This window comes from Nonomuraea aridisoli, assembly GCF_003236395.1.
In the GTDB taxonomy this organism is placed as follows: Bacteria; Actinomycetota; Actinomycetes; order Streptosporangiales; family Streptosporangiaceae; genus Nonomuraea; species Nonomuraea aridisoli.
Genome location: NZ_POUD01000123.1, coordinates 1 through 24,869 on the forward strand (window position 1 = coordinate 1; position 24,869 = coordinate 24,869).

Genomic DNA, 24,869 nt, shown 5'->3' on the forward strand with positions numbered 1-24,869 from the left:
GGGGGAACACCGGGCTGCCGCCGGGAGGGTCCGGGGCGGTAACGTCCAGCTATGACGCTCACCCTGCACCAGCGCGCCGTCGTGGCCGACACCCACAATGACCTGCTCATGGCCGTCTCCGCCCGGCCACCGGAGATGTGGGCCTCGTTCTTCCGCGAGCGGTGGCTGCCCCAGCTGCTCGACGGCGGCGTGAACCTCCAGGTGCTGCCCGTCTTCATCGACGACCAGTACCGCCCCGAGGGCGCCCTGCGGCAGACGCTGCGCATGATCGAGTGCGCCCACGTGCTGGCCGAGGGCAACCCCGACCACGTCAGCCTGTGTCTCGACGCCGCCGCGATCGACCGGGCGATCGACGAGGGCAAGATCGCGCTGGTGCTGGCCATGGAGAGCATGCCGGGCATCGACGAGAGCGTCGAGCTGATCTCCACCGTGCACCGCCTCGGCGTGCGCGTGGCGTCGATCGCGCACTTCGGCCGGACGCCGCTGGCCGACGGCAGCGGCGAGGACGCCACGGGCAGCGGCCTCACCTCGCACGGCGTCGCCGCGCTGCAGGAGATGGAGCGCCTCGGCGTCGTGTTCGACGTGTCCCACCTGGGCGCCTCCGGCGTCGCCCACGTGCTGGAGCTGACGACGCGGCCGCTCATCGCGACGCACTCCTCCGCCCGCGCGCTGCGCGACCACCACCGCAACCTCACCGACGACCAGTTGCGTGCCGTGGCCGCGACCGGCGGCGTGATCTGCGTCAACTTCTTCGCGCCGTTCCTCGCCGAGGAGCCCGCGGACATGACGCTCGACCGGCTGCTCGACCACATCGAGCACATCGTGTCCGTGGCCGGCATCGACCACGTGGGGCTCGGGCCCGACTTCATCCGCGAGGTGATGGACGATCTGACGCCGCCGTGCTGCGAGGACCTGCAGCCGAGAGGCGTCGACGTCAAGGCGTGCATCCCCGGGCTGGAGGGCCCGGCCGGGCTGCCCATGGTGACCGAGGGCCTGCTCGGGCGCGGCTGGCCGGAGAAGGACGTCATGCAGGTCATCGGGGGCAACGTGCACCGCTTCTTCGGGGAGACGCTCGCGTGAACGACCTGCGGACCGACCGCATGCTCGAGGACCTGGAGGAGCTCGTCGTGTGCGAGTCGTTCTCCAGCGACCTCGCGGCCGTGGCGCGCAGCGCGCGGGTGGTGGCGGCGATGGGCGCCCGCCACCTGGGCACGGCGCCGGAGTTCCTGGTGATCGACGGCGTCACCCACCTGCGCTGGACGTTCGGCACGCCGAAGGTGCTGCTGCTGGGCCACCACGACACCGTCTGGCCGATCGGCACGCTCGCCACCCATCCGTGGTCGGTGACCGACGGGATCGCGCGCGGGCCGGGCGTCTTCGACATGAAGGCGGGGCTGGTGCAGACGTTCCACGCGCTGGCCGGGCTGGGCTCGCTCGACGGGATCACGCTGCTGGTGACCGGTGACGAGGAGGTCGGCTCGCTCACCTCGGCGCCGCTCATCCAGGACAGCGCGCGCGGCATGGCGGCGGCGTTCGTGATGGAGGCCAGCGCCGACGGCGGGGCGCTGAAGACGGTGCGCAAGGGCACCTCGCTCTACACGCTCAACGTGCACGGCCGGGCCGCGCACGCCGGCCTCGAGCCGGAGAAGGGCGCGAACGCGGGCATCGAGCTGGCCCACCAGATCCTCGGCATAGCGGCGCTGGGCTCGGGCGCGACGACCGTCACGCCGACGGTGGTGTCCGGCGGCACGTCGCTCAACACCGTGCCGGCCGCCGCCTCGGTGGGCGTGGACGTACGAGCCGCGGAGGTGGCGGAGCAGGAGCGGGTGGACGCGGCGATCCGGGCGCTGCGGCCGGTCGTGCCGGGCACGCGCCTGGAGGTGCTCGGCGGCCCGAACCGGCCGCCGCTGGAGGCCGCCATGTCGGAGTCGCTCTACGGGCTGGCCCAGAAGCTGGCGGCGGAGCTCGGGCTCGGGACGCTGCCGTCGGCGTCGGTGGGCGGCGCCTCCGACGGCAACTTCACCGCCGGCGTCGGCTGCCCGACGCTCGACGGGCTGGGCGCGGTGGGCGGTGGGGCGCATGCCGACCACGAGCATGTGATCGTGGCCGACATGCCCCGGCGCACCGCCCTGCTGCGTGCGCTGGTCGAGGCGGTCCGCTAGACCAGCGGGCCGAGCCTGCGCTCCATCTCGCACCAGTTGGAGAACTCCTGCTTGTAGTAGGAGTGCGTGCCGTACCAGCGGCCCCGCACCTCGACCGTCACCGGGCGGTAGATGCGCATGCAGGGGCCGGGGTCGACGTTCAGAGCGCGGACGCGGCCGTGGACCGAGCGGAGCGCGTCGCAGGCCTCGGACGGACGGGGGTGGTAACCCCCGTCCGGGTCGCAGGTCAGGCGGAGCGACTGCACGCCGTTGTAGCGGGGCAGCCGCGTGAGGTGAGAGCCCCAGGTGCGGGGCACGCGCGACCAGTGCGCGCGCCAGTCGTGGGTCAGATACCTCGGTGGTGCGACGGCGTCGCGGGGCGTGACGGTGATGTAGAGCTCCGCCCCCGACCTCGCGGCGTCGGCGGGACGCGCGGCGAACGGGGCCGCGACGACCGCGGCGGCGCACAGTCCGAGCGCGGCGAGCCTGCGTCCGGCGGACAGAACGTGCGTCATGAGACCTCCCTGGTCAACGACCGTCCCGGGGTGGGACGGCGGGACCCATCATGACTACTGACCGTGACGCTGCCATGGCCCTGCGTCGCGTGGCGCGGCCATCGTGATCGAACGGTTACACATCGTCATCACCGCTGGTCGCAGGGGTGATGAACCCGCTAGAATGTCGGCTGCATCGGGAAATGTGAAGAATATCCGGTGCTTATTAACCGGCTATTCCACACGGGTTTCCGATCTCTGTAATGTGGCGGCAGGCAAGCAGAGCAAGGAGATCCGCATGGCGGAGTTCACCCCCACCGTTCCTGCGCGCGTCCTACCCCCCGTCGAAGTCCGCGACCTGCCCGAACCTCCCCGCTCGACCTGGCGCTTCATCGGCCCCGGCCTGGTCGGCGCCGGGGTGGGCCTCGCCTCGGGCGAGTTCATCCTCTGGCCGTACATCGCCTCGCAAGTCGGCCTCGTCTTCATCTGGGGCGCCGCGATCGGCATCATCACCCAGTGGTTCCTCAACATGGAGATCGAGCGCTACACGCTCGCCACCGGCGAGACCGCTCTGACCGGGTTCAGCAGAATGTGGAAGCACTGGGGCCTGGTCTTCGTGCTGATGACGCTCTGTTCGAACCTCTGGCCCGGCTGGGTGACCACGTCGGCGACCATGGTGACCTACCTGACCGGGACAGGTCAGGGGTCCGTACGGTGGATCGCCATCGGCATGCTGATCGTGATCGCGCTCGGCCTCACCCTCGCGCCGGTCATCTACACGGCGCTCGAACGCGTGATCTTCCTGAAGATCGCACTCGTGGGCACGCTGATCGTGGTGGCGATCGCCATCGCGATCACCGCCGAGAGCTGGATCGACCTCGGCCGGGGCCTGACCGTGGACGCCGCGTTCCCCGTCCCGCCGCTCGACTTCGCCGTGCTGATGGGCGCCATCGCGTACGCGGGCGCCGGCGGCGGCCAGAACCTGTGCCAGAGCAACTGGATCCGCGACAAGGGCTTCGGCATGGGCCTGTACCTGCCCCGCCTGGTCAGCCCGGTGACCGGCCAGGAGGAGGCGGTCTCCGCCACCGGCTACCAGTTCCCGCCGACCGAGGCGAACCTGGCCCGCTGGAAGCGGTGGTGGCGTTTCGCCAACATCGAGCAGGCGGCGACGTTCGCCGTGGTGGCGTTCGTGACCATCGCGCTCATGTCGATGCTGGCCTACTCCACCGTGTTCGGCCGGCCGGGCCTGGAGAACAGCATCGCGTTCCTGGAGGTCGAGGGGCGGGTGCTGATGGACGTCGTCGGCACCTGGTTCGGGGTGCTGTTCTGGGTGATCGGGGCGCTGGCCCTGTTCGCCTCGGCGATGGGCATCGTCGACTACACCTCGCGCCTGGCCTCCGACACGATCAAGACCGTCTACCTGCGCGACAAGCCGATCACCGTCAACCGCGTCTACTTCCTCATCGTCTGGGGGCTGGCGCTGGTCGGCACGGGGATCCTGCTGCTGGGCTTCGACCAGCCGCTCATCCTGCTGGTCTTCTCGGCGTGCTTCGCGGCCGTGATGATGTTCGTCTACTCGATCCTGCTGATCGTCCTGAACCGGCGGGCGCTGCCGGACGCGCTCAAGGTCCGCTCCTACCGGCTGGGCGCGCTGATCTGGTCGGTCGGGTTCTTCGGCACGCTGACCGTCCTGGTCGTCATCCAGCAGGCTCAGCAGCTGTTCGGAGGTTGAGTTCCGCCCGCCGGGGAGGTCGAGGTGGCGGTGGGCAGGCCCGCCGCCACCTTCGTGCTCGAACGTCTACGCCTCGGTTCCCGCGGAACTCATTCGGCGAGCCGGTCGGTCACGGTCTTGGGGTTCGGGGCCTTGACGGACACCTTGCCGCCCCATCCGGAGTAGCGGGTGTCGACGGAGATGATGCCGCCCTCGAACTCGGAGAAGTCGTCCGTGACGTCCTCGGCCCGGTATGAGGTCGACAACTTGGCGACCAGGCCGGCCGAGTTCAGCGTCAGCGTGTAGGAGATCTCCGTGTCGTCGGCCCAGTCGGTGAGGACCGTGCCGGCGAACCACGGCGAGACCTTGGCCAGGTCTGAGAAGGTGATCTTTCCGGTGATCTTGTCGCCGGCCTTCGTGCCCTTCTTCACCAGCGCGGAAAGCGTCGCGAGCTCGGCCGGGTTGAGGATCTGCCCGTAGATGGTGGGCAGCACGCCGCCGCCCCCGGAGGCGTACCAGGTCTTGCCCTTCGGCAGCTCGTAGAGGCTGCCGGAGCGGTACGTGGTGTCGCCGGCGGAGACGATGCGGTACTTCTCGTCGTCCCATGAGGCGCCCCTGACGTCGTAGCCGGCGACCCCCTTCTTGCTGAACTGCAAAACGCCTTCGGCGGTGTCGGCCTGCACCGTGTAGACGCCGTCGGACCAGGTGGACACCTCGGTGAAGCGCACGCCGTGCCCGGGAACGAGCTTGGCCTTGAGCGACCGTACGGGATCCGGGGCGGCCGCCTGGGCGGGCGGCGCGGATATCAGGAGAACGGCGGCGAGCACCGATAAAGCACTGATCGTCTTCTTCATGGCCAGCGATCATGCCGCACCAGGATCACGGCGCGGTAGCGCTCTCACGCGTGCCCGGTGAGAGGGCGTCCGGGGCCACTGCGGACTGGGAATGCGGATGGTCGTCGCCGCGCGCGATGACCGCGTCCAGCGCGGCCCGGGAGGCGAGCAGTCCGCCGACGAGCCGGTCGATCCGGTCACGCTCGTCACGCAGCCGCTGGAGCGCGCCGGCGCAGGCAGGAGTGGGAGGCTCATCACGGACGCACGTGCCGAGCTCGGCGATCGCGGCCGTGGTCGCCGTGACATCGGTGCTCAACGGCGCCTTCACCGGAGTCATGACCGCACCGTTCCTGCCGAGGTCAAGCGCCGCCAGGCGAGGGCCACCCACCCGGCCGAGTACGTCGCGCTCCAGTACACCTGGGGCATGGTCAGCGGAAAGGCCAAGCTCGACCCGCTCGACAACGACCGCTACCCGGCCGTCCGCCCCACCCGCGTCGCCGAGTTCGCCCGCCGGCTCACGATCTGAGGGGATGACGGACGCGGAACGAACCTTGCCGCGATAGCGGGCACACTGGGCCCATGCTGGACACCTCCGCCCGTCTGCTCAAGCTGTTGTCGCTGCTGCAGGCGCACCGCGACTGGCCGGGTCCCGAGCTGGCCACCCGGCTCGGGGTCTCGACCAGGACGATCCGCAACGACGTCGAGCGCCTGCGCTCGCTCGGCTACCCCGTGCACGCCACGCCGGGGGTGGCGGGCGGCTACCGGCTCGGGGCGGGCGCGGCGCTGCCGCCGCTGCTGCTCGACGACGAGGAGGCCGTCGCCGTCGCGGTGGGGCTCGGCCGGGCCGCGGGCGGCGGCGTCGAGGGCATCGAGGAGACCTCGGTGCGCGCGCTGGCCAAGCTCGAGCAGGTGCTGCCCGCGCGGCTGCGGCGGCGGGTCAGCACGCTCAACGCCTACACCGTGCAGATCCCGGGCCCGGCGCCGTCCGTCCCGCCCGAGGTGCTGACCGCGATCGCGAACGCGGCCCGCGACCGCGAACGGCTGCGCTTCGACTACAGCGGTCACGACGGCGGGCAGAGCGTGCGCGACGTGGAGCCGTACCGGCTGGTGCACCGGCGCGGGCGCTGGTACCTCGTGGGCTACGACGTCGGGCGGGACGGCTGGCGGACGTTCCGGGTGGACCGGGTGAGCCCGCGCACGCCGTCCGGTCCCCGGTTCACGCCGCGCGAGCTGCCGGCGGACGGCGACGTGGCGGCGTACGTGGAGAAGGGGGTGAACACGGCGATGTGGCGGCACCGCGCGACGGTGCTGCTGCACGCCCCGGCCGAGCGGATCCGGGCGCTGAGGACCGGAGTGGAGATCGAGCCGGTGGACGACGCCACCTGCCTGGCCCGGCTGGGCGGCGACGACCTCGAGGGGATGGCGGTGTGGATCGGGTTCCTCGGGGTGGACTTCGAGGTGCTGGACTCGCCCGAGCTGACCGAGCAGGTACGGCTGCTGGCCGAGCGCTTCCACCGGGCGGTCAGCCGCCGGTAAGGCCGCCGTCAGCGGCCCCGGCGATGCTCGGGCCATGCAGAACATGACGCAAGTCGCAGGCGGCAAGGACGACTTCCAGCTGGTCACCCACCTGACCCTGACCGGCTCCCAGGTCGAGATCGGCCGGGCGCTCACCGAGGAGGCCCGCCGGCTCGGCTGGGCGCCCACGCCCGCCGACCCGATCGTCAACCGCGCCCGCAGGACCTGGTTCGAACGGCACTGGCCGCAGCATCACGCCCGCATGGACGGCGCCGCGGCGGCCCTCGGACTCGACCCCGACCAGGACGAGCTGGCGCTCGACGGCCTCAACTACATCCCCGAGGGCTCCGGCTGCTCGGCCCTGTGGGTCCCGCCGTCGGCCGCCCCGGACGGGCACGGCCGCGTGGGCCGCAACTACGACTTCTTCCCGTGGACCACCAGCGAGGTCATGGGAGCCGCGCCCGGGCCGAACGAGCTGCCCATGGCCTCGCGCCCGTACGTCATCACGACCGTGCCCGACGAGGGCCTGGCCTCCACCGTGATCACCATGAACGACCTGGACGGCTGCATGGACGGCGTCAACTCGGCCGGCCTCGCGGTCATGCTGCTGGTCGCCGACTTCGCCAGCGCCGCGCCGCCGGAGACGATCGCTCCGCAGGTCGGGGTGGGCAGCGTGCAGCTGCCCCGGTTCCTGCTGGACACGTGCGAGAACGTCGAGCAGGCCAAGCAGGCGCTGCTGGGCGCCAAGCAGTACGACCACGGCGTGCCCCTGCACTACCTGGTCGCCGACGCGAACGGCAACGCGTTCGTGTGGGAGCGGGGCCGTGACGGCAGCGAGCACATCATCGAGTTCGGCGACGGCCCGCTCTGCGTCACCAACCACCTGCTGCACCGCCACCCCGACCCGATGGACCTGCCCGAGGACACCGAGGGCAGCTTCTTCTCCTTCGGCCGGCTGCGCACCCTCTACGAGCGCAGCAAGGGCGTCACGATGTCGGCCGACGACCTGCGCGAGAGCCAGCGCGCGGTGCGGCAGGCCGAGGACTCCGACCTGCCGTTCCGCACGTTGTGGAGCACGATCTTCGACACCGCCGACCGCACGCTGTCGGTCCGCTTCCACCTGGGCGACGGCCGGGGCTACTCCGAGGAGCTGGTCTTCCCCGCCTCGGCCAGGTAGGCCTCCCGCACCCGCGACCGCGACAACTTGCCGGTCGGGGTGCGCGGGAGCTCGTCGCGGTATGCGATCACCTTCGGGTGCTTGAACCGGGCGATGCGCGGCCCGCAGTGCTCCAGCAGCTCGGCGGTCAGCTCAGGGCCGGGCTTGACCCCGTCGGCGGGCTGCACGAGCGCGACGACGTTGTGCCCCCACTCCTCGTCGGGCACCCCGATGACCGCCACGTCGGCGACCGCGGGGTGTTCGAACAGGGCGGCCTCGATCTCGGCGGGGTAGATGTTCACCCCGCCGGAGATGATCAGGTCGGTGCGCCGGTCGCACAGGAACAGGTAGCCGTCCTCGTCGAGGTAGCCGATGTCGCCGGGGGCGTACCACTCCCCCAGCATGCTGGCGGCCGTCTTCGCCGGGTCCTTGCGGTACTCGAACGTGCCGAGGCTCGACTTGACGTAGATCATGCCGGGCTCGCCGGGCGGCAGCGGCTCGCCCGCCTCGTCGCAGATCTTCGCCTCGAACGTGGGCGCGGGCCGGCCGACCGTGCCGGGCCTGGCCAGCCAGTCGTGCGGTTTGACGGAGAACGCGATCGTGGACTCGGTCGAGCCGTAGTACTCGTACAGCACCGGGCCCCACCAGTCCATGATCTTCTGCTTGACCGCGACCGGGCAGGCGGCGGCGGTGTGGATGACGTGGCGCAGGCTCGACACGTCGTAGCGGGCCTTGACCTCCTCCGGCAGCTGCAACATCCGGTGGAACATGGTCGGCACCATCATCGCGTTGTTCACCCGGTGGCGTTCGATCAGCTCCAGGATGCCGACCGGGTCGAACCGGGGCGCGATGACCACGGTGTGGCCGAGGTGCAGCGCGAACTGGGTGTGGGCGCAGGGCGCGGAGTGGTACATCGGCGAGGTGACCAGGTGCACGTCGTCGCCGGGCGCGAGGTCGACGACCTCGCCGAGGAACCAGGTGTACATCGGCACGACGGCCTCCGGCTCCGCGCCCGGCAGCGGGCGCTGCACGCCCTTGGGAAAGCCGGTGGTGCCGGAGGTGTACCACATGACGGCCCCCGACGTACGGCCGGCGGGCGCGTCCGCCGGCCGCCCCTCGGCCAGGCCGGCGGTGCCGACCTCGGCCCCCGGCACGGCGGCGGCGTACTCGGGCCCGGCGACCACGACCTTGGCGTCGCAGTCGGCCACGATGTACGCGATCTCGGCGGCGGTCAGGTGCCAGTTGATCGGCACGTAGTAGAGCCCGATCTGGCCGGTCGCCATGAGCATGACGACGGCGTCGAGGCCGTTGGGCAGCACGCCCGCCACCACGTCGCCGGTGGTCAGCCCGCGGGCGCGCAGCCCGTGGGAGACCTGGTTGACGCGGGCGAGCAGGTCGCCGTACGTGGTCGCGGACCCGTCGGCGTCGATCACGGCGCGGCGGCCGGGGTCGGCGGCGGCGATGGCGTAGAAGCCGGGCAGCCCGCTGACGTCCATCACAGCTCCAGCAGGTCGGCGAGGCGGGCGCGGTGGATGCGCGGCGGGCCGAGCAGCACCTCGTCGGCCTTGGCCCGCTTGTAGAACAGGTGGGCGTCGTGCTCCCAGGTGTAGCCGACGCCGCCGTACAGCAGCAGGTGGTCGCGGGCCACCTCGAAGCAGGCCCGCCCGACGTACGCCTGGGCGAGCGCGGCGGCGCCGGGCAGCTCGCCGGGTGACTCGTCGGCGGCCCAGGCGGCGTAGCGGACGATCGACTCGGCCTGTTCGAGCTTGCCGTGCATGTCGGCGAGCTTGTGCTTGACGCCCTGGTAGGAGCCGATGTAGCGGCCGAAGGCGACGCGGATCTTGGCGTAGGCCACGATGGCGTCGAGCGCCGCCCGCATCACGCCGAGCTGCTCGGCGGCCAGCGCCACGCACAGCCGGTCGCCGATGCCCGACTCCGGCGCCGGGCCGAGCGCCCGCGCCGGCGCGCCGTCGAGCACCACCTTCGCCTGGCCGCGGGTGAGGTCGAGGGTCTCCAGAGGGCCGCGGCCCACGCCGGGGCCGGCCAGCTCGACGCAGACCATGACCAGGCCGTCGCCGGTGCGGGCGGGCGCCACCAGCACGTCGGCCTCCATGCCGCTGAGCACCTGCGGCAGCGTGCCGCGCGCGGACGCGCCGTCGAAGAGCACCTCGGTCTCGTCGAGGGTGGCCGTGACGCGGCCCTCGGCGATGCCGGTCAGCAGCTCCTTGTCGGGCACCAGAGTCGCGGCGACGGCGGTGAACGCGGTGGACAGGAACGGGCCGGGCAGCAGCGCCGCGCCGGTCTCCTCCAGGGCGACGGCCAGCTCGGCCATGCCGGCGCCCGAGCCGCCGTACTCCTCGGGGATGATCAGGCCGGACAGGCCGAGCTCGCCGTTGAGGCGGGCGTACACCTGGGGGTCGTAGCCCTGGCGGACCTTGGACAGCGGCGAGGCGTCGCGCAGGAAGCCGCGCACGGCCTCGCGCAGCTCCCGCTGTTCGGGGCTGAGTACGAGCTTCACGCCTGGGTCCCCACCTTCAGATCCTTGAACGGCACGTTCTTGTCCATCCGCGGCTCCGGCGGCAGGCCGAGCACGCGGTCTCCGACGATGTTGCGCATGATCTCGTTGGTGCCGCCGCCGAGCGCCATGCCGGGGGCGGTGGCGATCACGCGGGAGAGGGGATGGTCGGCCAGCACCGCCTCAGGGCCGACGAGCTGGGTGGCGAGGTCGGCCTGGAAGAGGGTCAGCTCGGCGAGCAGCAGCTTGGCGGCGCTGCCGCGCGCGCCGGGGAAGACGCCGGCCTCGGTCTCCTGCGCCAGCCGCTGGTTGAACAGCGCCAGCGCGCGGCTGCGGATGTGCAGCTCGACGAGCTGGTCACGGACGTACGGGTCGCTCGTGTCGACCATCGTGCGCAGCGCCTCCAGCGCGGCCGGGTTGTCCTTCTGGCCGCCCATGCCGACGCCCGAGGAGATCGACAGCCGCTCGTGCAGCAGCGTCGTGACCGCGACGCTCCAGCCGTCGTTGACCTCCCCGACGCGGTGCTCGTCGGGGATGGTGACGTCGTCGAAGAAGACCTCGTTGAAGTTGGCCCTGCCCGACATGTCCTTCAGCGGCCTGACGGTCACGCCCGGGTGGTGCATGTCCACCACGAACATGGTCAGGCCCTTGTGCTTGGGCACCTCCACGTCGGTGCGGGCCAGCAGCAGCCCCCAGTCGGCGTGGTGGGCGACGGAGGTCCACACCTTCTGGCCGTTGACCACCCAGTGGTCGCCGTCGCGTACGGCCCTGGTCTGCAGGGCGGCGACGTCGCTGCCCGCGCCGGGCTCGGAGAACAGCTGGCACCAGATCTCCTCGCCGCGCAGCAGCGGCCGCAGGAACCGTTCGCGCTGGGCGTCGGTGCCGCGGTCGAGGATCGTCGGCCCGGTCATGCCGAGGCCGATCGAGAAGACGTAGGTGGGGAGGCTGTGGTCGCGGGCCTCGGCGGCGAACGCGCGCTCCTCCGCCTCGGTCAGCCCCTGGCCGCCCCAGCGCCGCGGCCAGGTGATGCCGGAGTATCCGGCGTCGTGGAGCCGGGCCATGAAGTCTTTGGCGCGGGCGATCGCGTCGGTCTCCGGGTGGTCGTCCGACGGAGCGTTCTCCTGCAGCCAGGCTCTGGCCGCGCGGCGATACTCGACAAGGTTCACATCGACTCCTCGGCATCAGTGCTCACTTACCTTAAGTCAGCGCCCCGGGAGGCGTACAGAGCAATGCTCTGGAAGGTCTTTAGCCGGATTTGTCGAGGAATCTCCCTTGATTCGGGCAGGAAGTACGTAGTGTGATCACCTGGTCACGGGGGGATGAGATGTGATCACACGGCTGGGCCGTTCCATCCGTGCGCGACTGGCGCTGTTCGCCAGCATCGCCATGGCGCTGCTCTGTCTCATCACCAGCTCACTGCTGCTGTGGTCGGCCCAGGGCGCACTGGTGGACATCCGGACGAACGAGGTCATCGGCAGCGCGCTGCGCGTGGTCCACCTGATCAAGGAGCACGACGGGCCGCCGCCGGTGATCGAGATGAACGGGCACAGCGTGCAGGCCGTCGACCAGAGCGGCCGGGTGGTGTCCGCCACGCCCGACCTGCGGAGCGCGCCGCGCCTGACGAACCTGACACCCTCCCCCGGCACCGTCAGCCGCATCGGCCCCGTGTGCGACGTGCCGCAGTTCCACGGCGAGTGCCAGATCATGGTCGCCTTCCGCGTGTACGACGACGACGGCCACTGGATCGTCTACGCCTTCGGCCCCGTGCCGCCCTGGTACGTCAACCCTTCCGCGCTCGTGCTGCTGGCCGGAGCGTCGGCGGCGCTCGTGGTGCTGGCCTGGTTCGGCGCCTCCCGGATGGTCGCGAAGACGCTCGCGCCGGTCGACAACATCACCCACCGGCTGGCCGAGATCACCGCCGGCAACGGCAGGATGCGCGTGCCCGTGCCGGAGAACGCCGACGAGATCAGGGCGCTCGCCGAGACGGCCAACCAGACGCTCGCCCGGCTGGAGCAGGCGGTCGAGCAGCAGCGCAGGTTCGCCTCGGACGCCTCCCACGACCTGCGCAGCCCGCTCACCGCCATGCGCGCCGAGCTGGAGGAGGCCCTGCTGGCCGCCGACGAGACCGACTGGCGCGCGACCGGCGCCCGGCTGCTGACCAGCCTCGACCGGCTGCAGAACATCGTCACCGACCTGCTCATGCTGACCAGGCTCGACGCGGGGGCGCCGGGGCATCTGGAGCCGGTGAACCTGGCCGAGCTGGTCAAGTCGGAGGCGCAGCGGACCCGGTGCAAGAAGAAGATCGTCACCTCGCTGGAGCCCGGCGTGATCGTCATCGGCGACCGGCTCCGGCTGGCCCGCCTGCTGACGAACCTGCTGGACAACGCCGAACGGCACGCCGAGAGCACGATCATCGTTTCCGTGCGGCAGATCCGCGGGGAGGCGGTGCTTGAGGTGGAGGACGACGGCGCGGGCATCGCCCCGGAGCACCGCGAGGTCGTCTTCCAGCGGTTCACCCGGCTGGACGCCTCCCGCAACCGCGACGCCGGCGGCACCGGTCTCGGCCTGCCCATCGCGCGGGAGATCGCGCACGCTCACGGCGGCACGCTGCGGATCGAGGACTGCGACAAGGGCGCCCGTTTCGTCCTGCGAATTCCAAAAAATGATTCCTGATCCCTATTTCCGCCAACTGCTACCATGATCAACCCGAGCGGGATTCCGGTGCGTGCTGGATCGATGCATGCCCGGTTTGTCCTACGAATAACTATGAGTCAGAAGTTAGAGTTACCCGCTGTGACAACAGGTTTCAGCCGATTACGGCGTGAGGATTTGCTGAGAACGGCCTGCGAGGTGATCGCGGAGCAGGGGTTCGGGCACACCAGGACGATCGACATCGCCAAAGCGGCCGGGGTGAGCCAGGCGCTGCTCTTCTACCACTTCGAGACCAAGGAGGGGCTGTTCGCCCAGGCGTTCGGCTATGCCGCCCGCCAGCACCTGAACGCCCTGACCGGTCTCGAACACTCCGGGGGCACGCCTCTGGACCGCCTGCGCTCCCTGCTCAGGATGTGCTCGCCGGCGATCCCCACCGAAGGCTGGCGGTTGTGGATCGACGCCTGGTCGGAGGCCATGCGCAGCGCCGAGCTGGAGGAGATCTCGCGCCGCATCGACGCCCGGGGGCGTGCGCTGATGCGGGGCATCATCGAGGCCGGCGTCGACTGCGGGCAGTTCGCCTGCGCCGACCCCGACGCGACGTCGTGGCGGTTGTTCGCCCTGATCGACGGCCTGGCCGTCCAGACGCACCTGCACCCCAAGGTGCTCTCGCGCCGCCGGGTCAACGGGCTCATCAGGACCGCGGCGTCGTACGAGCTGGGGATCTCGGTGGAGGCTCTGTGACGGGCCTGCGGGCGAGCAGCACCTCGGTCACCGTCCGCAGCCGCCACGTGCCCGAGGGATTCAGCGCGAGCAGCTCCCGCCTGGCGGCCTCGGTGAAGGCCGCCAGGCGGTCGCCGAGCCGGGCGGGCGTGGAGTAGGAGTACGACAGCTGCAGGCCCACGATCTCCTCGACCCCGTAGGTCAGGCGCTCGGTGAAACACGTCACCTCGAGGTCGCGGAACGGCGAGGTGACCAGCACGTCGTCGTGGTGCTCGCCGGTCGCCTGGTAGGAGTCGGAGGCCGTGAGCGTGTTGACGCCGAACTCCTCGCGCAGCCGCCGCATGGCCGGCTCCCACGGCTCCTCGGAGTCGTCGTGGCGGGACGGCCCGGCGAGCGCCACGACGCCGCCGGGCGGCAGCAGCTCGTCGAGGTCCGCCAGCACCGCGCGGCGGTCCATCCAGTGGAACGACCGCCCCATGACGACGTGGCCGAACGGCGGCAGCGCGCGCAGCGCCGTGGAGTCGCCCTTGATCCAGCGGATGTTCGGCACGTCCGCCGCCAGGCGCTCGCCCTCGGCGAGCATGCCGGCGTCGGGGTCGACGGCCAGCACCTCGCGGACGTGGCGGGCCAGCGGGATCGCGATCGTGCCGGGGCCGCAGCCGAGGTCGAGCACGGTGGCGTCGGGCCCGAACGCCGTCGCCAGCCGCTCGATCGCCGCACCGGCGTGGCGGGGTCTGTAGCGGGCGTAGTAGGGAGCCGCGCCGCCGAACAGGTCGTCCATGGATGGGACCATATACGGGTTCATGACGTGTCCGATGGAAGGTTTTGCTCTGTGAGGCGGCTACTCACGGTCCTGCTGCTCGCCTGCGCCACGGTCGGGCTGGCGCACTCGCCGGCCCAGGCGCACAACGTGCTGATCGGCAGCGACCCCAAGGACGGAGCGACACTGACGGCCTCGCCGGAGCGGGTGACGCTCGTGTTCGACCAGGTCGTGCGGCAGGGGTACGCGCAGGTGGGCGTGACGGGGGCCGACGGGTCCGCGTGGGCCGACGGGGTGGCCGAGGTCGCGGCCGAGCGGGTGTCGATCAAGGTCAAGCCGTTGCCGGCCGGGGGCACGTACGTCGTGGGCTACCGCATCCTGTCCGCCGACGGCCACCCGGTCACCGGCAAGATCACCTTCAGCCTGGCGCCGGACGCCTCCGGCGTGAGCACGGGGACCACCGGCGCCGGGGCCGGAAGCTCCGGTGCGGCCGCCGAGGCGGCGGCCAACGGCGGCGCGGGGATGGCCGTGGTGTGGATCGTGGGGGCGCTGCTCCTGCTCGCCGCCGGCACCGCCGTGGCCCTGCGCCGCTCCTCCTCCCCCGCGGCCCAGGGCGAGAGGACGGGCGCGTGACCGTCACCGCTGCTTCCGTGTCCTCCCGCCGGATCGGCGGGCGTGTGGTGGGCGGGGCGTTCGGCGTGTGCGCGGTGCTCGCGGCCGTGGCGGCGAGCACCCTCACCGCGCAGGACGCCGTGCCCGGCGTCCCCATGCCCGGCGTCGTGGTGGCGTACGGGCTGCCGGTCGTGCGGGTGCTGCTCGACGTGGCCGCCGTCGCCGTGGTCGGGCTCAGCCTGCTGCCCAAGCTGCTCGGCTTCGACGACCCCGAGCGCACCGAGCCCGTCATGCTGCGGGTGCGACCGCTGGCGGTGACGGCCGCGTGGGCGTGGGCGATCTGCGCGCTGCTCACCATCGTGTTCCAGACCGCCGAGCTCAACCCCGGGTCCGTGCCGACGTTCGGGATGATCGCCGCCTACGTCGACGACGTCGGCACCGGCCAGGGGCTGCTGTTCAGCGCGGCGTGCGCGCTCGCGGCGGCCGGCATCGGGCTGATGGCGGTGCGCTTCGGCGAGAAGGTGCCGGCCGAGCTGCGGATCATCGTGGCGTTGTTCGGGTTGCTGCCGATCCCGGTCACCGGTCACGCGGTCGACTCGGTCTGGCACGACCCCATCATGATCTCGATGGAGATCCACGTCATGGGCGCCGCGGCGTGGACCGGCGGGCTGATCGCGATGGCGGCGTTCGTGGCCCCGCACCGCGAGCTGCTGGCCGTGGCGCTGCCCAAGTTCTCGAAGATCGCCACGGTGTGCCTGCTGCTCGTGGGGCTGTCGGGGCTCATCACGGGGCTCAGCACGATGGCGCTCACGCCGGGCGCGACGCTGCCCGGCGCGATCGTGACCAGCCCCTACGGGCAGCTGGTCGTGGTCAAGACGGCGCTGGTGGCGCTGCTGGTGCCGCTGGCCGCCCACATCCGCTTCCGGCTGCTGCCCGCCATCCGGCAGCGCCGGGCCACCGCCCTGGTGGGCTGGGCGGTGGCCGAGGTGAGCGTGATGGGGCTGGCGTACGGAGTGGCCGTGGCGATCACGCGGTCGTCGATCGTCTGACGGCTCAGGGCGTGACGGCGGCCGGGACGCTCGCCGGGGGCGCGGGGACCGCGGGGGGCGCTGCCTCGCGCGGCCGGCGCCGGCTCGCGATCCACTCGGCGGCCAGCCAGCAGACCAGCAGGCCGAGCCCGGCCCAGCCGGCCGACGCCGTGACCAGCGGGGGCGCGCCGAGCAGGCCTTCCTGGGCCTTGATCCAGCCGTACACCGGGCCCATGATCGCGCTCTGCGCCGCCAGCGCCGCGTACGCGCCGGCCGTGACCACGGCGGCGCCCAGCACCGCCCGCACGGCGGGCAGGCGCACCAGGAACGCCACGTCGACCAGCAGACCGGCGACGACCAGGAAGAACGGCACCGCCGAGGGCGGGAAGCCGGTGAAGGTGAGCAGCGGCCAGGCCAGCGTCCTGAAGCCGACGTAGGCGGCGGCCACGAGCGTCGCGGCGCCGAACCTGCCGATCAGCAGCCGGGCCACGACCAGCACCGACAGGCCGACGACCACGGCGTAGACCGGGTAGAGGTAGTCGGGCACGGGCAGCGTGAAGCCGGCCATCATCGTCCGGTCGACCGGCCGGCCCATCTGGTCGGCCGCGAACTGCAGCAGGATCTGCTCGGCGTAGACGACCTTGTTGTCCCACGCGCCGAGCGACAGGATGCCGTATTCCTGGTGCTGCTCCGGGAAGTGCACGTTCTCCAGGAAGAACGCGAAGAACGCCCCCAGCACGACCGCCCGCTCCCGCCCGGGCGGCGCCCCCGTGAACCAGCCGCGGATCACCCCCGCGATCATGAAGAACGTTCCCGCGTAGAGCATCATGTGGGACGGGCTCCACGAGGTGATGTCGAGCCCGTTGACGCGGTGGTTGATCAGGTCGAGCGGCACCGCGACGAGGAAGACGCCCGTGCCCCACTGGATGAGCCGGAGCGCGAGCTTGTCGACGCCGTAGCCGGTGTAGCCGTGGATGATGGTCAGCGCGACGACGATGACCGTGCCGACGGAGTTGAGCAGATGGGGCGGGGCGAGGTCGTCGCGCAGCCACTTGAAGTGCCACGAGACGTCCCACGCCGAGCCCAGGACCTTGAGGGCGAACGCCACCAGCCAGCCGATGTAGAGCACCCTGAACAGATCGTGCGGCGTCTCACGGCCCGCCTGGCCTCGGGTCCAGTACGGCAGGGCCCAGGCGGCGGCTTTCTTGAACGATGCTGGAGACTTCACGGGACTGAATCTTACGGTGGCCGCCCTCGTAGACCGAGGCGCCCTGTTTCAGCGATCTCCTTTGTCACAATGCTGATATGTCGTTTGATATTCGATCCGCTGGACCAGAGGACTCGGCCGCGATCGAAGAGGTCCGCATCGCGAGCTGGCGCGTCGCCTACCGCGGGGTCGTCCCGGACGCGTATCTGGACGGCATGGAGGTGCGGCCGCGGCTGGTGCGGGAGCGCGCGGAAGCCGTCGCCGGCGGGCGGCTGTCGGGCGTGGTGGCCGTGCGCGACGGCTCGGTCCACGGCTTCACCCTGTACGGCGCGAGCCGCGACGACGACATCCCCGGCATGGAGGTGTACGCCATCTACGTGCTGCCCGGCGACTTCTCGACCGGCATGGGACGGGCGCTCATGACGGCGACCACGCAGGACATGGCCGCGTCGGGCTGCACGGAGACCGGGCTGTGGGTGCTGACGGACAACCCGCGCGCGAGGCGGTTCTACGAGCGTCGCGGGTTCACTCCGTCGGGGCGGACGAAGCTCCTGGGGGATCCCCCGCTGGAGGAGATGCACTACCGGCTGACGCTCTCAGCGAGAACATGAGAGGCAGCCGCGGCGCGCCGTACGGGAGGCGGTATCCGCCGTCGCCGGCGACGAGCGTGCCGTAGCGACGGAAGAGCGTGTGGTCGTGCTCGTGCAGGAACTCCAGCCGCAGCCCGGCCGCCGCCAGCGCGGTGACGATCTCGCCCAGACCGTGCCGGAACTGCATCGTGCGCGTGTGCGCGAGCGCGGCGCCGTCGGTGTAGGTGTACGGCTCGTCCCAGACGTGGGGGCCGCGCTCGAAGTAGTCGTGGGTGACCGTGGTGCCGGTCTCCTCGTCCAGGACGTCGGCGAACGGGTGGAACTCGGCCAGGTAGAGGAACCCGCCGGGCCGCAGCAGGGCGGCGACCGCGCGGGCCCAGCGGGTGACGTCGGGCAGCCAGACGAGCGCGCCGACGCCTGTGTAGACGATGTCGTACGTCTCGCCGAGCGCCTCGACGGCGTCGTACACGTCGGCGGTGACGAACCGGGCGGGGATGCCGCACTCGGCGGCCAGCGCCCGCGCCCGTTCGACGGCCGCCTCGGAGAAGTCGAGCCCGGTCACCTCGGCGCCGAGCCTGGCCCAGGCGAGGGTGTCGAGGCCGATGTGGCACTGCAGGTGGATCAGCCGGCGGCCGGACACGTCGCCGACCTCGTCCAGCTCGAACCCCCGCAGCGGGCACCGCCCGGCCTTGAACCCTTCGACGTCGTAGAAGGCCGAGCCGACGTGGACGGGGACGCGGGCGTCCCAGTTGGCCCGGTTGAGCTCGAGGTAGTCGTCCATGCCGGGAGCCTAGGCGCCGGCCCGCGGCCGCCGCACCGGCTTTTCCAGGCGTACGGGCAGGTGCTTGAGCCCGTTCTGGAAGTTGGAGGTGAGGCGGCGCGGGGCGCCGGCGAGGCTGACCTCCCAGGAGAGCAGCTCCGTGAAGACGGCGCGGAACTGGGCGCGGGCGAGGTGGGCGCCGAGGCAGAAGTGCGGGCCGAAACCGAAGCTGACGTGGTCGTTGGGGCTGCGGGCGATGTCGAAGCGGTCGGGGTCGGCGAAGACGGCGGGGTCGCGGTTGGCCGAGACGTGGTGGACGACGACCTTGTCCCCCGCCCTGATGGGCCGGCCCGCGAGGGTGAGGTCGCGGGTGGCCGTGCGCCTGAAGTGCATCACCGGGGGCCAGTGGCGCACCATCTCCTCGATCGCCGAGCCGAGCAGGGAGGGGTTCGCGCGCAGGCGGGCGAGCTCGGCGGGGTGGTTGAGGAGGGTGAGCAGACCGCCGGGGATGCCGTTGCGCAGGGTCTCGTTGCCGGCGACGGCGAAGAGGAAGAACATGTTCTCGAACTCCTCGTCGGTCAGGCCGCCCTTCCGCATGGCCGACATGACTGATGTGTCGTCCATGGTGGTGTTCGCCAGGGCGTGGGCGTAGGTGAACATGTCGGTGAGCGCCGCCCTGGAGCGCGGGTTGACGCCCGGCCTCGGCTCCGGCCGCGCCGCGACCGCCAGGCGGCCCATGGGGCTGAGGGAGGCGACGTCGGCCGTGGACAGGCTCGCGTACTCGTCGTCCTGGTAGCCGATGACGCGGGACGCCCAGTCGTACAGCAGCCGTCTGTCCTGCGGCGGGACCCCCATGACGTGGGCCAGCGTCCACACGGGCAGTTCGGCGGCCACCTCGACGAAGTCGCACTCGCCCGCGGCGAACAGCGCCGCGGCCCGCTCCGCGATCGTGCGCTCCAGGGCGCGGACGGCGCGCGGGGTGAAGGCCGCGGCCACGATCGTGCGCAGCCTGGAGTGTGCGGGCGGGTCCATGTTGAGCATCTGCGCCTGGACGAAGCGCAGGTCGGCCGGGGTGTCCGGGTCGCGGATCTGGGTGGCGCCGACATGGGAGGAGAAGTCCTCGGGGGTGCGCAGGACGTGCTTGACGTCGGCGTGCCGGAACACCGCCCAGTAACCCGGCCCCTCGCGCCAGGGGCCGACGGCGGGCTCGGGGATCCAGCACACGGGGCTCTCCTCCCGCAGGCGGGCGAAGAGGTCGTACGGGACTCCGGCCTCGTACGTGGACGGCAGGAAGAGCTCGACCACGGACCTGTCGTGCCCGTCCTCAGTTGACATGCCACCTCCTGCTTTCACGCCTCGTTGTCCAAGCTTGTTGTCCACAGGGGAACCCGGCGGCGGGCGGTTGTCCACAGGTGGAGCGCTCGACGGTTCGCCGGGGCGGGCCGGCGTGCATCATGGCCGCGTGACTCCAGCAGACGCAGTGCCGCTCGTCCTTCATAGGCGGCCGCATGACCTGGCAGGTAATCGCCACGCCCATGCGCCGCCGGGCAGACTGCGACGGCACCCGTCGAAGACGCCATCGAGGAGAGACCATGACGACACGTGACACCGTGCAGGAGCTGCTGACCCGGATCGGCAAGGGCGACCCCGAGGGCGTCGCGGCCCTGTTCGCCGAGCGGAGCGAGTGGCGATTCTCCTGGCCGGCCGACGGGCACCCGGCGGTGCCGTGGATCCGCCCGCGGGCGACCCGTGACGACGTGGCCGAGCACTTCCGGAGCCTGGCGGCGCACCACGTGCCCGAGCTGAACGGCACCTCGGTGAGCCGGGTCCTGGTGGACGGCGACGACGCGGTCGTGCTCGGCACCATCGCGCAGACGGTCAAGGGCGGCGAGGTGTCCTACACGTCGCCGTTCGCCCTGCATCTCACCGTCGAGGACGGCCTGGTCACCCGCTACCACATCTACGAAGACAGCCTCACGGTCGCCCGGGCGTTCTCCGGCGACCGGCACACCCCTTGATCACCCAGTTCGGCTCCCCCAGCACCGCGCGGCACGTTCCGCCGTGAGCCCCGTCTCAGGGATCTCTCAGGTGCGGAAAGTAGGCTCACCGCATGAAGCGTGTGGCCGCCCTGGTGGTGGCGCTCGCCCTGATCGGGGTGACGACGTGGCTCGTGTGGCCGTCGGCTCCCGAGGTGCGGGGCCAGGACCAGAAGATAACCGTCGTCGACGGGCCCGCCGACGATCAGCGGGTGGAGCTCGACACCACGTTCTTCCCCCCGCCCGACGGCGGGAAGGCGCCTGTCGTGCTGCTCGCCCACGGGTTCGGCGGCAGCAAGCAGAGCATGCGGGATCAGGCGATCCGCCTCGCTCAGGAGGGCTACGCGGTGCTGACCTGGTCGGCGCGCGGCTTCGGCCGCTCCACCGGCCAGATCGCGCTCAACTCTCCCGACTACGAGGTCAAGGACGTCAAGCAGCTGATCGACTGGCTGGCCGAGCGGCCCGAGGTCCAGCTCGACGCCTCGGGCGACCCGCGCGTCGGCATCGCGGGCGGCTCCTACGGCGGCGCCATCGCGCTCATGACGGCCGCGTTCGACCAGCGGGTCGACGCGATCGTGCCGCAGATCACCTGGTCCGACCTGGCCGACGCGTTGTTCCCCAACGCGGCCACCACCACCCAGACCACCGCCCAGTCCACCGCCCAGGCCACCACGGAAGCCGAGGCTGAGTCAGGCGCCGATTCCCCTGCCGCGCCGGAGGCGGGGGCGGCGAGTGGGGTCTTCAAGCGCATGTGGGCCGGGATCTTCTTCGGGCAGGGCGTCTCGCTCGACGCGTCGTCGCTGCTGGGCCCGCGGGAGGCGGCCGGGCCGCTGACTCCCCAGCAGGCGCGCTGCGGCAGGTTCCTGCCGGAGATCTGCGACATCTACCAGGACGTCGCCGAGGACGGCAGGGCGACGCAGGAGGCCATCGCGCTGCTGCGCAAGTCGAGCCCCGTCACCGTCGCCGACCGGATCAAGGCGCCGACCCTGCTCATCCAGGGCCAGCGTGACTCCTTGTTCCCGTTGAGCCACGCCGACGCCAACGCCAAGGCCATCGCCGCCGCGGGCACGCCGGTCAGCCTGGCGTGGTTCGACGGCGGGCACGACGGCGGCAACGGCGAGGCCGACTGGCTGTTCGAGCAGTCCTCGGCCTGGTTCGCCCGCTATCTCAAGGGCGAGGGCTCGGGGGCGCCGCCGGTGAGCGCGTTCACGGTGACCCGTGACGGCGGTCGCGATCCCGGCACGCGTCAGCGCATCCGCCTGCACCCGGAGGCCGGCTCCTACCCCGGTCTGGGCGGCACCGACACCACCACGGTCGAGCTGGCCGGCCCCGAGCAGAACATCGTCAACCCGCCCGGCGGCGCCCCGGCCTCCATCTCGACGGTGCCCGGCATCGGCGGCCTGCTGGGCGGTCAGGGCAACGGCGGCGTCTCGATCGACATGCCGGGCCAGAGCGCCGCGTTCGAGTCCCGGCCGCTGACCGCTCCCCTGCAGCTCACCGGCAGCCCTTCCATCACGGTCAGGGTGACGGGCGAGGGCGAGGCGACGCTGTTCGCCAAGCTGTACGACGTGGCCGAGGGCAACCAGCTGCCCACGTTGCCCGCCGGGCTCGTGGCGCCCGTCCGGGTGACGATCCCGGAGGGCGCGGGCAGCACGGAGGCCACGATCGCCCTGCCCGCCGTGGACCACCGGTTCGCCGTGGGTCACCGGCTGCGCCTGGTGGTGACGACGACCGACATGGGCTTCGCGACGCCCGCGGCGCCGGCGACGTACCAGGTCTCGCTGGCCTCCCCGGCGCTCACCGTCCCGACGGTGCGCACGCTGGCCGCCGCCCCCACCGGGGTGGCGTGGTGGGTCTGGGCCATGCCGCTGGCCTCGATCGTGGTCGCGGCCGTCCTGCTCGCCACCGGCCGCACTCCGGCCCGCCTCCGCCGCCGTCCCGTACGAGCCTCCGCGACCGAGCCTGCTTCGATCCCCGCCACCCTCGAACCCGGCGTGCCGAACACCACACCCGCTTCCCCCCCGAACGGCAAGCCGGCCACACCCACGGCCACCACCCCGAACGGCCAGTCCCCCGACGCCGCCTCGGCGACCGGGACCGCGAAGGACTCGCCATCGGACGTCGCGGCTGTCGTCAATGGCTCCTCCGCGGAAGCCGCGCCCGTGACCAGCGTTGACACGGCCGTGGTCGCCTCGACAGACGTGCCGTTGGAGATCACGGGGCTGACGAAGGCGTACCGCAACGGCGAGCTGGCGGTCGACGGGCTGTCGTTCCGGGTCGAGAAGGGGCAGGTCCTCGGCCTGCTCGGCCCGAACGGCGCCGGCAAGACGACCACCATGCGGATGATGATGGGCCTCATCCACCCCGACGACGGCGAGATCCGCATCTTCGGCGAGCCCGTCACGCCCGGCGCCCCCGTGCTGTCGCGGCTCGGCTCGTTCGTCGAGGGGCCCGGGTTCCTGCCCCATCTGTCCGGGCGCGACAACATCGAGCTCTACTGGGCCGCGACCGGCCGCCCGGTCGCCGACGCGCACTTCGACGAGGCGCTGGAGATCGCCGGGCTCGGCAAGGCGCTGGAGCGGGCCGTACGCACCTACTCCCAGGGCATGCGGCAGCGGCTGGCCATCGCCCAGGCCATGCTCGGTCTGCCCGACCTGCTCGTGCTCGACGAACCGACCAACGGGCTCGACCCGCCCCAGATCCGCGAGATGCGGGAGGTGCTCAAGCGGTACGCGCGCGACGGCCGTACCGTGATCGTCTCCAGCCACATGCTGGCCGAGGTGGAGCAGACCTGCAGCCACGTCGTGGTCATGCAGCGCGGGCGGCTGGTGTCGACCGGCCCCGTCTCGCAGCTGCTCAGCTCGGCCGCCGTCGCCGACGGGCACGGTCCGCGCCTGGAAGACGTGTTCCTCGACCTCATCGGAGACAAGGCATGACCACCGCGACCGGCTACGCGCCCAACCGTACGCTGCCGTTGCGCGTGGAGATCGTCCGGCAGTTCAAGCGGCGGCGGACGCTGGCGATGTTCGGGCTGCTGCTGGCGCTGCCGTGGGTGCTGGTGATCGCGTTCCAGATCGGGCCGCAGAGCCCCGGCGAGGAGCAGTCGCTGCGCATCTCCGACCTGGCCACGCAGAGCGGCCTGAACTTCGCCGCCTTCGCGCTGTCGGTGTCGGCCAGTTTCCTGCTCGTGGTGGCGGTGGCGCTGTTCTGCGGCGACACCGTGGCGAGCGAGGCCAACTGGTCGTCGCTGCGCTATCTGCTGGCCGCGCCGGTCCCCCGCGACCGGCTGCTGCGGCAGAAGCTGATCGTGGCGCTCGGCTTCTCGGCCGCCGCCGTGATCTGCCTGCCGGTGATGGCGCTGCTCGCGGGCACCCTGGCGTTCGGCTGGGACGACATCCAGGTGCCCGGCACGGGCGAGGTCATCCCGGCGCTCGACGTGCTGCCCCGCTTCGGCATCGTGATCGCGTACGCCATGGTCAGCCAGCTCGTGGTGGCGGCGCTGGCGTTCCTCATCTCGACCATGACCGACTCGCCGCTGGGCGCGGTGGGCGGCGCCGTCGGGCTGTGGATCGTGTGCACCATCCTGCAGGCGGTGGAGGCGCTGGGGGTGCTGCGCGAGTTCCTGCCCACGTTCTGGAACAACGCCTGGCTCGACGCCCTCCAGCCCGAGCTCGACTGGAGCGGGATGGCGAAGGGCGCCTCGGTGTCGATCACGTACGCGGCGATCCTCATCGCGATCGCCTTCCGCCGCTTCCGCCACAAGGACGTCGTCAGCTGACCTCACCCAGCGACGGGACCGAAGACCGGACTACTGACCCCGAACGTCACCAGCCGCCGACCTCCCGTTCCTCACCCGTCCGGCGCCCTGCCCCACGCGCCCGGGGGCGGAAGGTCGGTCCGGGCCCTACCAGGTAGTGGGCGCGTACGTCGGATGCAGACCCGTCAACCGCTGCAGGCCCATCCGTTGATCGGGCCGTCAACCGGTATGGCCCCCGCAACCGGTGGCGGACCAGCGTCCAATGCGGGCCCTACCAGGAGGTGAGGGCCGGATGCCGGTGCAGGCCGAGCAGCCGATGGGGGCCCGGGAGCCGGTGCAGGTCCTGGCCGGGATGGGGGTTGTCAGGCGGTATGGGTGGCGG

Annotated in this window: 23 protein-coding genes; 13 read left to right on the forward strand and 10 right to left on the reverse strand. The window is 71.7% G+C overall.

Annotation, left to right across the window (positions count from 1 at the left end; translation table 11 throughout):
* The first annotated feature begins 51 nt into the window (after nucleotides 1-51).
* A complete protein-coding gene (locus C1J01_RS26385; RefSeq protein ID WP_111181666.1) occupies nucleotides 52-1,080 on the forward strand; it encodes a dipeptidase in 1,029 nt (342 codons plus the stop codon).
* Nucleotides 1,077-2,162 carry a M20 family metallopeptidase gene (locus tag C1J01_RS26390; protein WP_235854684.1) on the forward strand — a complete coding sequence of 362 codons (1,086 nt, stop codon included), beginning with the start codon at nucleotides 1,077-1,079 and terminating at the stop codon, nucleotides 2,160-2,162. The genes C1J01_RS26385 and C1J01_RS26390 overlap by 4 nt, the downstream gene beginning before the upstream one ends.
* Here C1J01_RS26390 and C1J01_RS26395 read toward each other — a convergent pair.
* A complete protein-coding gene (locus tag C1J01_RS26395; RefSeq protein WP_111181667.1) occupies nucleotides 2,159-2,656 on the reverse strand; it encodes an SSI family serine proteinase inhibitor in 498 nt (165 codons plus the stop codon). The genes C1J01_RS26390 and C1J01_RS26395 overlap by 4 nt on opposite strands.
* Before the next feature lie 277 nt (nucleotides 2,657-2,933).
* On the opposite strand from C1J01_RS26395, the gene C1J01_RS26400 reads away from it, so the two are divergent.
* Nucleotides 2,934-4,367, forward strand: coding sequence for an Nramp family divalent metal transporter (locus tag C1J01_RS26400; RefSeq protein ID WP_111181668.1), 1,434 nt, complete (start codon nucleotides 2,934-2,936; stop codon nucleotides 4,365-4,367).
* 89 nt (nucleotides 4,368-4,456) lie between these two features.
* Here C1J01_RS26400 and C1J01_RS26405 read toward each other — a convergent pair whose 3' ends face one another.
* Both C1J01_RS26405 and C1J01_RS50125 read right to left on the reverse strand, forming a co-directional pair.
* Nucleotides 4,457-5,200: a hypothetical protein gene (locus C1J01_RS26405; RefSeq protein WP_146615726.1), complete on the reverse strand. Its 744-nt coding sequence runs from the start codon at nucleotides 5,198-5,200 to the stop codon at nucleotides 4,457-4,459.
* 25 nt (nucleotides 5,201-5,225) lie between these two features.
* The gene (locus C1J01_RS50125; protein ID WP_181448974.1) at nucleotides 5,226-5,516 is read right to left on the reverse strand and encodes a hypothetical protein; all 291 of its coding nucleotides are present in this window, start codon (nucleotides 5,514-5,516) and stop codon (nucleotides 5,226-5,228) included.
* Between the two features lie 242 nt (nucleotides 5,517-5,758).
* On the opposite strand from C1J01_RS50125, the gene C1J01_RS26415 reads away from it, so the two are divergent.
* Both C1J01_RS26415 and C1J01_RS26420 read left to right on the forward strand, forming a co-directional pair.
* Nucleotides 5,759-6,715, forward strand: coding sequence for a helix-turn-helix transcriptional regulator (locus C1J01_RS26415; protein WP_111181670.1), 957 nt, complete (start codon nucleotides 5,759-5,761; stop codon nucleotides 6,713-6,715).
* A gap of 43 nt (nucleotides 6,716-6,758) precedes the next feature.
* On the forward strand, nucleotides 6,759-7,871 hold the full coding sequence (locus C1J01_RS26420; protein ID WP_111181685.1) for a C45 family autoproteolytic acyltransferase/hydrolase: 1,113 nt from the start codon (nucleotides 6,759-6,761) through the stop codon (nucleotides 7,869-7,871).
* On the opposite strand, the gene C1J01_RS26425 is transcribed toward C1J01_RS26420, so the two are convergent.
* The 3 genes from C1J01_RS26425 to C1J01_RS26435 are packed head-to-tail and all read right to left on the reverse strand — an operon-like array spanning nucleotide 7,832 to nucleotide 11,531.
* The gene (locus tag C1J01_RS26425) at nucleotides 7,832-9,346 is read right to left on the reverse strand and encodes an AMP-binding protein (RefSeq protein WP_111181671.1); all 1,515 of its coding nucleotides are present in this window, start codon (nucleotides 9,344-9,346) and stop codon (nucleotides 7,832-7,834) included. The two genes, C1J01_RS26420 and C1J01_RS26425, sit on opposite strands and share 40 nt — an antisense overlap.
* Nucleotides 9,346-10,368: an acyl-CoA dehydrogenase family protein gene (locus C1J01_RS26430; protein ID WP_111181672.1), complete on the reverse strand. Its 1,023-nt coding sequence runs from the start codon at nucleotides 10,366-10,368 to the stop codon at nucleotides 9,346-9,348. Before C1J01_RS26430 ends, C1J01_RS26425 begins: the two co-directional genes overlap by 1 nt.
* Complete coding sequence (locus tag C1J01_RS26435) at nucleotides 10,365-11,531, reverse strand: acyl-CoA dehydrogenase family protein (protein ID WP_111181673.1); 1,167 nt, start codon at nucleotides 11,529-11,531, stop codon at nucleotides 10,365-10,367. The genes C1J01_RS26430 and C1J01_RS26435 overlap by 4 nt, the downstream gene beginning before the upstream one ends.
* 160 nt (nucleotides 11,532-11,691) lie before the next feature.
* On the opposite strand from C1J01_RS26435, the gene C1J01_RS26440 reads away from it, so the two are divergent.
* Nucleotides 11,692-13,038, forward strand: coding sequence for a sensor histidine kinase (locus tag C1J01_RS26440; RefSeq protein ID WP_111181674.1), 1,347 nt, complete (start codon nucleotides 11,692-11,694; stop codon nucleotides 13,036-13,038).
* A gap of 156 nt (nucleotides 13,039-13,194) precedes the next feature.
* Nucleotides 13,195-13,758, forward strand: coding sequence for a TetR/AcrR family transcriptional regulator (locus tag C1J01_RS26445; protein ID WP_235854685.1), 564 nt, complete (start codon nucleotides 13,195-13,197; stop codon nucleotides 13,756-13,758).
* On the opposite strand, the gene C1J01_RS26450 is transcribed toward C1J01_RS26445, so the two are convergent.
* Nucleotides 13,709-14,518 carry a class I SAM-dependent methyltransferase gene (locus C1J01_RS26450; protein ID WP_181448975.1) on the reverse strand — a complete coding sequence of 270 codons (810 nt, stop codon included), beginning with the start codon at nucleotides 14,516-14,518 and terminating at the stop codon, nucleotides 13,709-13,711. The genes C1J01_RS26445 and C1J01_RS26450 overlap by 50 nt on opposite strands.
* 51 nt (nucleotides 14,519-14,569) lie before the next feature.
* Between C1J01_RS26450 and C1J01_RS26455 the strand changes: the two genes are divergently transcribed.
* Nucleotides 14,570-15,130 (forward strand): copper resistance CopC family protein, encoded by a 561-nt coding sequence (locus tag C1J01_RS26455; RefSeq protein ID WP_111181677.1) that lies wholly within the window; start codon nucleotides 14,570-14,572, stop codon nucleotides 15,128-15,130.
* Nucleotides 15,127-16,158, forward strand: coding sequence for a CopD family protein (locus tag C1J01_RS26460; RefSeq protein ID WP_111181678.1), 1,032 nt, complete (start codon nucleotides 15,127-15,129; stop codon nucleotides 16,156-16,158). Before C1J01_RS26455 ends, C1J01_RS26460 begins: the two co-directional genes overlap by 4 nt.
* Nucleotides 16,159-16,162: 4 nt before the next feature.
* Here the strand turns inward: C1J01_RS26460 and C1J01_RS26465 are convergent, their stop codons facing one another.
* On the reverse strand, nucleotides 16,163-17,365 hold the full coding sequence (locus C1J01_RS26465) for a hypothetical protein (protein ID WP_235854686.1): 1,203 nt from the start codon (nucleotides 17,363-17,365) through the stop codon (nucleotides 16,163-16,165).
* A gap of 77 nt (nucleotides 17,366-17,442) precedes the next feature.
* Between C1J01_RS26465 and C1J01_RS26470 the strand changes: the two genes are divergently transcribed.
* The gene (locus C1J01_RS26470; RefSeq protein WP_111181679.1) at nucleotides 17,443-17,955 is read left to right on the forward strand and encodes a GNAT family N-acetyltransferase; all 513 of its coding nucleotides are present in this window, start codon (nucleotides 17,443-17,445) and stop codon (nucleotides 17,953-17,955) included.
* Here C1J01_RS26470 and C1J01_RS26475 read toward each other — a convergent pair.
* Together C1J01_RS26475 and C1J01_RS26480 are read right to left on the reverse strand one after the other, a co-directional pair.
* Entirely contained in the window at nucleotides 17,870-18,715 is an 846-nt protein-coding gene (locus tag C1J01_RS26475) for a class I SAM-dependent methyltransferase (RefSeq protein WP_111181680.1), read from the reverse strand. The genes C1J01_RS26470 and C1J01_RS26475 overlap by 86 nt on opposite strands.
* Nucleotides 18,716-18,724: 9 nt before the next feature.
* A complete protein-coding gene (locus C1J01_RS26480; RefSeq protein ID WP_111181681.1) occupies nucleotides 18,725-20,029 on the reverse strand; it encodes a cytochrome P450 in 1,305 nt (434 codons plus the stop codon).
* A 257-nt stretch (nucleotides 20,030-20,286) separates the two neighbouring features.
* Here C1J01_RS26480 and C1J01_RS26485 point away from each other — a divergent pair, with 257 nt between their 5' ends.
* The 3 genes from C1J01_RS26485 to C1J01_RS26500 all read left to right on the forward strand — a co-directional run bounded on the left by C1J01_RS26485 (nucleotide 20,287) and on the right by C1J01_RS26500 (nucleotide 24,508).
* On the forward strand, nucleotides 20,287-20,712 hold the full coding sequence (locus C1J01_RS26485) for a nuclear transport factor 2 family protein (protein ID WP_111181682.1): 426 nt from the start codon (nucleotides 20,287-20,289) through the stop codon (nucleotides 20,710-20,712).
* Between the two features lie 92 nt (nucleotides 20,713-20,804).
* Nucleotides 20,805-23,666: an alpha/beta fold hydrolase gene (locus C1J01_RS52420; protein ID WP_235854687.1), complete on the forward strand. Its 2,862-nt coding sequence runs from the start codon at nucleotides 20,805-20,807 to the stop codon at nucleotides 23,664-23,666.
* A complete protein-coding gene (locus C1J01_RS26500) occupies nucleotides 23,663-24,508 on the forward strand; it encodes an ABC transporter permease (protein WP_111181683.1) in 846 nt (281 codons plus the stop codon). Before C1J01_RS52420 ends, C1J01_RS26500 begins: the two co-directional genes overlap by 4 nt.
* Nucleotides 24,509-24,869: the final 361 nt, after the last annotated feature.

Excerpts from the sequence above, each read along its gene's own strand:
- C1J01_RS26480 (WP_111181681.1), bottom strand. The coding sequence starts at position 20,029 with ATGTCAACTGAGGACGGGCACGACAGGTCCGTGGTCGAGCTCTTCCTG.
- C1J01_RS52420 (WP_235854687.1), top strand. The coding sequence starts at position 20,805 with ATGAAGCGTGTGGCCGCCCTGGTGGTGGCGCTCGCCCTGATCGGGGTG.
- C1J01_RS26485 (WP_111181682.1), top strand. The coding sequence starts at position 20,287 with ATGACGACACGTGACACCGTGCAGGAGCTGCTGACCCGGATCGGCAAG.
- C1J01_RS26475 (WP_111181680.1), bottom strand. The coding sequence starts at position 18,715 with ATGGACGACTACCTCGAGCTCAACCGGGCCAACTGGGACGCCCGCGTC.
- C1J01_RS26395 (WP_111181667.1), bottom strand. The coding sequence starts at position 2,656 with ATGACGCACGTTCTGTCCGCCGGACGCAGGCTCGCCGCGCTCGGACTG.
- C1J01_RS26500 (WP_111181683.1), top strand. The coding sequence starts at position 23,663 with ATGACCACCGCGACCGGCTACGCGCCCAACCGTACGCTGCCGTTGCGC.
- C1J01_RS26425 (WP_111181671.1), bottom strand. The coding sequence starts at position 9,346 with ATGGACGTCAGCGGGCTGCCCGGCTTCTACGCCATCGCCGCCGCCGAC.
- C1J01_RS26450 (WP_181448975.1), bottom strand. The coding sequence starts at position 14,518 with ATGGACGACCTGTTCGGCGGCGCGGCTCCCTACTACGCCCGCTACAGA.
- C1J01_RS26415 (WP_111181670.1), top strand. The coding sequence starts at position 5,759 with ATGCTGGACACCTCCGCCCGTCTGCTCAAGCTGTTGTCGCTGCTGCAG.
- C1J01_RS26470 (WP_111181679.1), top strand. The coding sequence starts at position 17,443 with ATGTCGTTTGATATTCGATCCGCTGGACCAGAGGACTCGGCCGCGATC.
- C1J01_RS26405 (WP_146615726.1), bottom strand. The coding sequence starts at position 5,200 with ATGAAGAAGACGATCAGTGCTTTATCGGTGCTCGCCGCCGTTCTCCTG.
- C1J01_RS26420 (WP_111181685.1), top strand. The coding sequence starts at position 6,759 with ATGACGCAAGTCGCAGGCGGCAAGGACGACTTCCAGCTGGTCACCCAC.
- C1J01_RS50125 (WP_181448974.1), bottom strand. The coding sequence starts at position 5,516 with ATGACTCCGGTGAAGGCGCCGTTGAGCACCGATGTCACGGCGACCACG.
- C1J01_RS26385 (WP_111181666.1), top strand. The coding sequence starts at position 52 with ATGACGCTCACCCTGCACCAGCGCGCCGTCGTGGCCGACACCCACAAT.
- C1J01_RS26400 (WP_111181668.1), top strand. The coding sequence starts at position 2,934 with ATGGCGGAGTTCACCCCCACCGTTCCTGCGCGCGTCCTACCCCCCGTC.